At 36.6% G+C, this 5,564-nt stretch carries 5 protein-coding genes; 3 read left to right on the top strand and 2 right to left on the bottom strand.

What is annotated here, in order from left to right; genetic code table 11:
• The coding region (gene dgt, locus ACKVOD_RS09985; RefSeq protein WP_409209326.1) for a dGTP triphosphohydrolase at positions 1-1,301 on the top strand (1,301 nt) is incomplete at its 5' end.
• Between the two features lie 3 nt (positions 1,302-1,304).
• Here dgt and ACKVOD_RS09980 read toward each other — a convergent pair.
• Positions 1,305-3,086, bottom strand: a complete 1,782-nt coding sequence (locus tag ACKVOD_RS09980; protein ID WP_409209325.1) for a 1-deoxy-D-xylulose-5-phosphate synthase — start codon at positions 3,084-3,086, stop codon at positions 1,305-1,307.
• A gap of 37 nt (positions 3,087-3,123) precedes the next feature.
• On the opposite strand from ACKVOD_RS09980, the gene ACKVOD_RS09975 reads away from it, so the two are divergent.
• Both ACKVOD_RS09975 and ACKVOD_RS09970 read left to right on the top strand, forming a co-directional pair.
• Positions 3,124-3,567, top strand: coding sequence for a nucleoside deaminase (locus ACKVOD_RS09975; RefSeq protein WP_409209324.1), 444 nt, complete (start codon positions 3,124-3,126; stop codon positions 3,565-3,567).
• 116 nt (positions 3,568-3,683) lie between these two features.
• Positions 3,684-4,676 carry an acyl transferase gene (locus tag ACKVOD_RS09970; RefSeq protein WP_409209323.1) on the top strand — a complete coding sequence of 331 codons (993 nt, stop codon included), beginning with the start codon at positions 3,684-3,686 and terminating at the stop codon, positions 4,674-4,676.
• Here ACKVOD_RS09970 and tyrS read toward each other — a convergent pair.
• The coding region (tyrS, locus tag ACKVOD_RS09965) for a tyrosine--tRNA ligase (RefSeq protein ID WP_409209322.1) at positions 4,669-5,564 on the bottom strand (896 nt) is incomplete at its 5' end. The two genes, ACKVOD_RS09970 and tyrS, sit on opposite strands and share 8 nt — an antisense overlap.

Below are 5,564 nucleotides of genomic sequence, written 5' to 3'. Positions count from 1 at the left end.
GCAAACGATTACGAATAGAACAAGACGACACGCGTCTGGGTTTTGAAGTCGATTATGACCGAATTATATTTTCAGCCGCATTCCGAAGTTTACAGGACAAAACGCAGGTTATTCCGCTTTCGAAAACCGATTTTGTACACACTCGTTTGACGCATAGTTTAGAAGTTTCGGTTGTGGGTCGGTCAATTGGCAGACTGGTTGGTAAAAAAATCATCGAAAAATACCCCCATTTAAAGGAAATTCACGGTTTTCAGGCAAATGATTTTGGGGCAATTGTTGCCGCAGCTTCCTTGGCGCATGATATAGGAAATCCCCCTTTTGGACATTCCGGAGAAAAAGCAATTGGCGAATATTTTTCTATCGGAAAAGGACAACAATACAAAGATAAACTAACCCCTAAACAATGGCAGGATTTAATTGATTTTGAAGGCAATGCCAACGGATTTTCGGTACTTACTGCTAGCCGTCCCGGAATCGAAGGAGGCTTGCGAATTTCCTATGCTACACTCGGTGCATATATGAAATACCCTAAAGAAAGTTTGCCTAAAAAACCAACCCAAAATATTGCTGATAAAAAATACGGTTTCTTTCAATCGGACACAGCGTTCTTTCAAGAAGTGGCGTTAGAGCTGGGGTTGATTTCTAATAAAACTGGAAAAGATATTGGTTTCGAAAGACATCCTTTGGCTTATTTAGTCGAAGCAGCAGATGATATTTGTTATACCATTATCGACTTTGAAGACGGAATCAATTTAGGATTAGTTTCCGAAGATTTTGCATTAGAGTATTTTATAAAATTGGTGAAAGATAGTATTGATTCTGCCAAATACAACTCCTTAACCACCAAAGAAGACCGAATTAGTTATCTAAGAGCCTTAGCCATTGGTAGTTTAATAAATGATGCTGTAAAAGTTTTTATCGAAAACGAAGAGGCAATTTTAGGAGGTAAATATCCCTATGCTTTAACGGATAAAAGCAAATATAAAGTTCAGATGGACGACATTATCAAGTTGAGCGTAAAAAATATTTATCAAAGCCGTGAAGTGGTCGAAAAAGAGATTGTTGGTTACCAAATAATTCAAACCTTGTTAGATAAATTTATTACCGCATTCAATAATAAATATGAAGGTAATTCCTCAAATTATGACAAATTAATACTAAAAATGCTACCCGAAAAATTCTTAGAAGAAAAAGAGGATTTGTACCAAAGGCTATTGCATATTTGTCATTTTGTTTCTCTTTTAACCGATGGAAATGCCTTAGAATTATTTGATACTATCAATGGTAAAAAAACAAATTAAGTATCAGTAAGAAGAAAAAATAGTTACTAAACTTTCGATATCTATTTTACAGTAGCGTTGTAGTTCTTCGGCAGTTCCATGATCTATAAACTCATCAGGAATTCCAAGATTTATTATTTTTGATATATAAGTATTTTGTGCTGAAAACTCAACAATGGCAGTTCCAAAACCGCCTTTGATGACCCCATCTTCGATTGTAATTATGCTTTCAAATGAATTAAAAATAGCATGCAATAGTTTTTCGTCCAAAGGTTTTACAAAAGCAAAATCATAATGAGCAATGGCATCAGGATGTTGCACTTTGGCAATAGCCAAAGAAACATTATTTCCTATCGTTCCATTGGATAAAACGGCAACTTTCGTCCCTTTTTTAAGGCAATTCGCTTCACCAATTTCAATTTTTTTATATGTCCCAAACCCTCGGGATTTCCAGTCTGCAATTTGCCCACGACCACGAGGATAGCGAATAGCGATAGGATGATTCAAACCCAATTGAGCAGTATAAAGAATATTTCTAAGCGCTATTTCATTCAAAGGTGAATACACAATCATATTTGGAATACAACGTAAATAAGCCAAGTCGAAAACACCGTGATGGGTTGCGCCATCTTCTCCTACTAATCCCGCTCTGTCTAAACAAAAAATCACAGGTAAATTTTGTAAAGCCACGTCGTGAATCACTTGATCGTAGGCACGTTGCAAAAATGTAGAATAGATATTACAGAAAACGACCATTCCTTGTGTTGCCATTCCTGCTGCTAAAGTCACAGCATGTTGCTCTGCAATACCCACATCAAAAGCGCGTTTTGGAAAGGCGTCCATCATAAATTTTAGCGAACTTCCTGATGGCATGGCAGGGGTAATTCCAATAATTTTTTCATTTATTGTTGCCAAATCCAAAAGCGTTAATCCAAAAACATCCTGATATTTTGACGGAAGATTTTCTTCTGATTTTGAATGGATTTTGCCCGTTATGGCATCAAATTTTCCAGGCGCATGATATTGCACTTGGTTATCTTCGGCTTGTTGTAAGCCCTTCCCTTTGGTGGTAATAATATGAAGAAACTTTGGTCCTTTTATATTTTTTAAACGTTTTAATTCTTGGAGTACTGTAACAATATCATTGCCGTCAATAGGTCCTGAATAATCAAAGTTCAAGGACTTAATCATATTGTTCTGCTTCGGATTTTTTCCTTCTTTCACAGCGGTAAGATAGTTTTTCAGTGCGCCAACACTGGGGTCAATCCCAATGGCGTTGTCGTTGAGAATTACCAATAAATTTGCATCGGTAACTCCGGCGTGATTCAATCCTTCGAACGCCATTCCCGATGCGATGGAAGCGTCGCCAATAACTGCAATGTGCTGTTTCTCGAAATTGCCTTTTAAATTAGAAGCAATCGCCATTCCTAAAGCTGCCGAAATAGAAGTGGAAGAATGCCCAACGCCAAAAGCGTCATAAATACTTTCGCTTCTTTTTGGAAAACCAGAAATGCCATTTAATTGTCGGTTGGTATGAAAATTTTCTCGTCTTCCGGTTAATATTTTGTGTCCATAAGCTTGGTGACCCACATCCCAAATTAATAAATCTTCGGGTGTGTTGAACACATAATGTAAAGCGATGGTAAGTTCTACTACGCCAAGGCTTGCTCCCAAATGACCTTCTTTTGTGGCAACAATATCAATAATAAAATCGCGCAATTCTTGGGCTAATTGAGGAAGTTGGGCTTCATCGAGTTGCCGTAAATCGGTTGGATTATTGATTTGTTGAAGTAAATTTTCAGTCATAAAACAAATGTACGAATTGAATTCTTATTTTTGCTGTATGGAAAACCCTTTCACCGACGAATATTTCATGAAGAAAGCCTTGCAAGAAGCAGAAATAGCTTTTGAAAAGGATGAAATTCCTGTTGGTGCCATCATTGTCATTGACAATAAAGTTATTGCCCGAGGCCATAATCTCACCGAAATGCTTGTTGATGTTACCGCACATGCTGAAATGCAGGCGATAACGGCTGCCGCCAATTTCCTTGGCGGTAAATATTTAATAGGCTGTACCCTTTATGTTACGCTTGAACCTTGCCAAATGTGTGCTGGCGCTTTATACTGGAGCCAGATTTCAAAAATTGTTTTTGGAGCCACTGACGAACATCGTGGTTTTACTAAAATGGGAACGCAATTACATCCAAAAACTACAGTTATACGAGGGGTTTTAGCAAATGAAGCTTCGGAATTGATGAAGCGGTTTTTTGCTAAGAAGAGGAAATAAACTACATCTTAAGAACATAGAAAATAAAATTAAATCATCTGAGTAACATTTTGTTTAGAATTTCAGATGAATTAAATTACAGATTTATATTTCTTATTTACCTTTACACAAAAAAATTGGAGCCTACCATTGACATATTTTCAATATCTAGCCAAAAGGAATTTGAAAAAATAGCCCTGAAGGTATTTCGATTTCAGTATGAAAACAACCTGGTTTACCGAGAATTTTGCGATTTTTTGAAAACTGATACTGCCAAAGTTAAATCAATAGCTCAAATTCCGTTTTTACCCATACAATTTTTTAAAAGTCACAAAGTTGTTACAAATAATCCTGATACTTCGGGAATTATTCAAACTATCTTTACCAGTAGTGGCACAACAGGAATAATGACCAGCCAACATTTCGTTACTGATGTTTCATTATATGAAGAAAGTTATCAAAAAGGGTTCTGTCAATTATATGGTAATATCGAAGATTATGTGCTACTGGCTTTACTCCCATCTTATTTAGATCGTGAAGGTTCGTCTTTGATTTATATGGTAGACGATTTAATAAAAAAAACTAATAATCCAGAAAGTGGTTTTTATCTTCATAATCACGAAGAACTAATCGAAAAGCTAATTCGATTGGACGCTGAAGGTCAAAATGTGATTTTAATTGGAGTCACTTATGCCTTATTGGATTTAATTGAAGTTCAAAAATTTCAATTACAAAATACCCTTATTATGGAAACGGGCGGTATGAAAGGGCGTCGAAAAGAAATGATTCGAGAAGAATTGCACAATCAACTTTGTCAGGGTTTTGGGGTTTCTGTAATACATTCAGAATACGGCATGACCGAATTACTATCACAAGCCTATTCGTTAGGAAATGGAGTTTTTGAATGCCCTGCGTGGATGCAAATCCTCATTCGTGATACCGAAGATGCCTTAACGTATGTTCCTGATGGAAAATCAGGAGGAATCAACGTGATTGATCTTGCCAATATTAATTCCTGCTCCTTTATTGCTACCCAAGATTTAGGCAAAAAAAATCCCAACGACTCTTTCGAGGTATTGGGACGGTTTGATAATTCTGATATTCGGGGTTGTAATTTGATGGTTATCTAACCCGAATTACAAAATAATTTTTCTTCCCGCTTTGTAACAATACAAATTGGTCGTTAATCAAATCTTTAACGGAAAACACGAATTCTTCAGTTACTTTTTCTTTATTAACTGAAATAGAATTAGCAGTCAAAGCCCTTCTTGCTTCTCCATTTGATTTTAAAAACCCTGTTTTTTCATTCAATACGGTAACAATATCTAATCCGTTTTCGATATCAACTCTTAAAAGCTCTGATTGTGGAACTCCTTCAAAAATTTCTAAAAAAGTAGCTTCGTCTAATTGTTTCAAATCATCGGCAGTAGCGTTTCCAAAAAGAATAGTGGAGGCTTTTATCGCTTTTACTAATTCTTCTTTTGAGTGAACAAAAGTGGTCAACTCTTCGGCTAGTTTTCTTTGTAAAACTCTTAAATGTGGCGCAAGTTTATGTTCTTCGATTAATGCCTCAATACTGTTCTTATCCAAGAAAGTAAAAATCTTAATGTATTTTTCTGCATCTACGTCAGTGGTGTTCAGCCAAAATTGGTAGAATTTATACACCGAAGTTTTATCCGCTGTCAACCAAACATTTCCTCCCTCCGACTTTCCGAATTTAGACCCATCGGCTTTAGTGATTAAAGGACAAGTCATTGCATAAGCTTTGGCTCCGTCATGGTTCATTCTTCGCACTAACTCGGTTCCCGTGGTGATATTTCCCCATTGATCCGAACCGCCCATTTGTAAAAGGCAATGGTAGTGCTTGTGCAAATGATAAAAATCGTATCCTTGGATTAACTGGTAAGTAAACTCCGTGAAAGACATTCCCTCGCCTTCTCCCGTTAAACGCTTTTTGACAGAATCTTTGGCCATCATATAGTTGACGGTAATTCGTTTTCCAACATCTCGTGCAAAAT

This window comes from Flavobacterium sp. (assembly GCF_046155325.1).
In the GTDB taxonomy this organism is placed as follows: Bacteria; Bacteroidota; Bacteroidia; order Flavobacteriales; family Flavobacteriaceae; genus Flavobacterium.
This window is presented reverse-complemented; position numbering and strand designations above follow the sequence as displayed.

Excerpts from the sequence above, each read along its gene's own strand:
- ACKVOD_RS09975 (WP_409209324.1), top strand. The coding sequence starts at position 3,124 with ATGGAAAACCCTTTCACCGACGAATATTTCATGAAGAAAGCCTTGCAA.
- ACKVOD_RS09980 (WP_409209325.1), bottom strand. The coding sequence starts at position 3,086 with ATGACTGAAAATTTACTTCAACAAATCAATAATCCAACCGATTTACGG.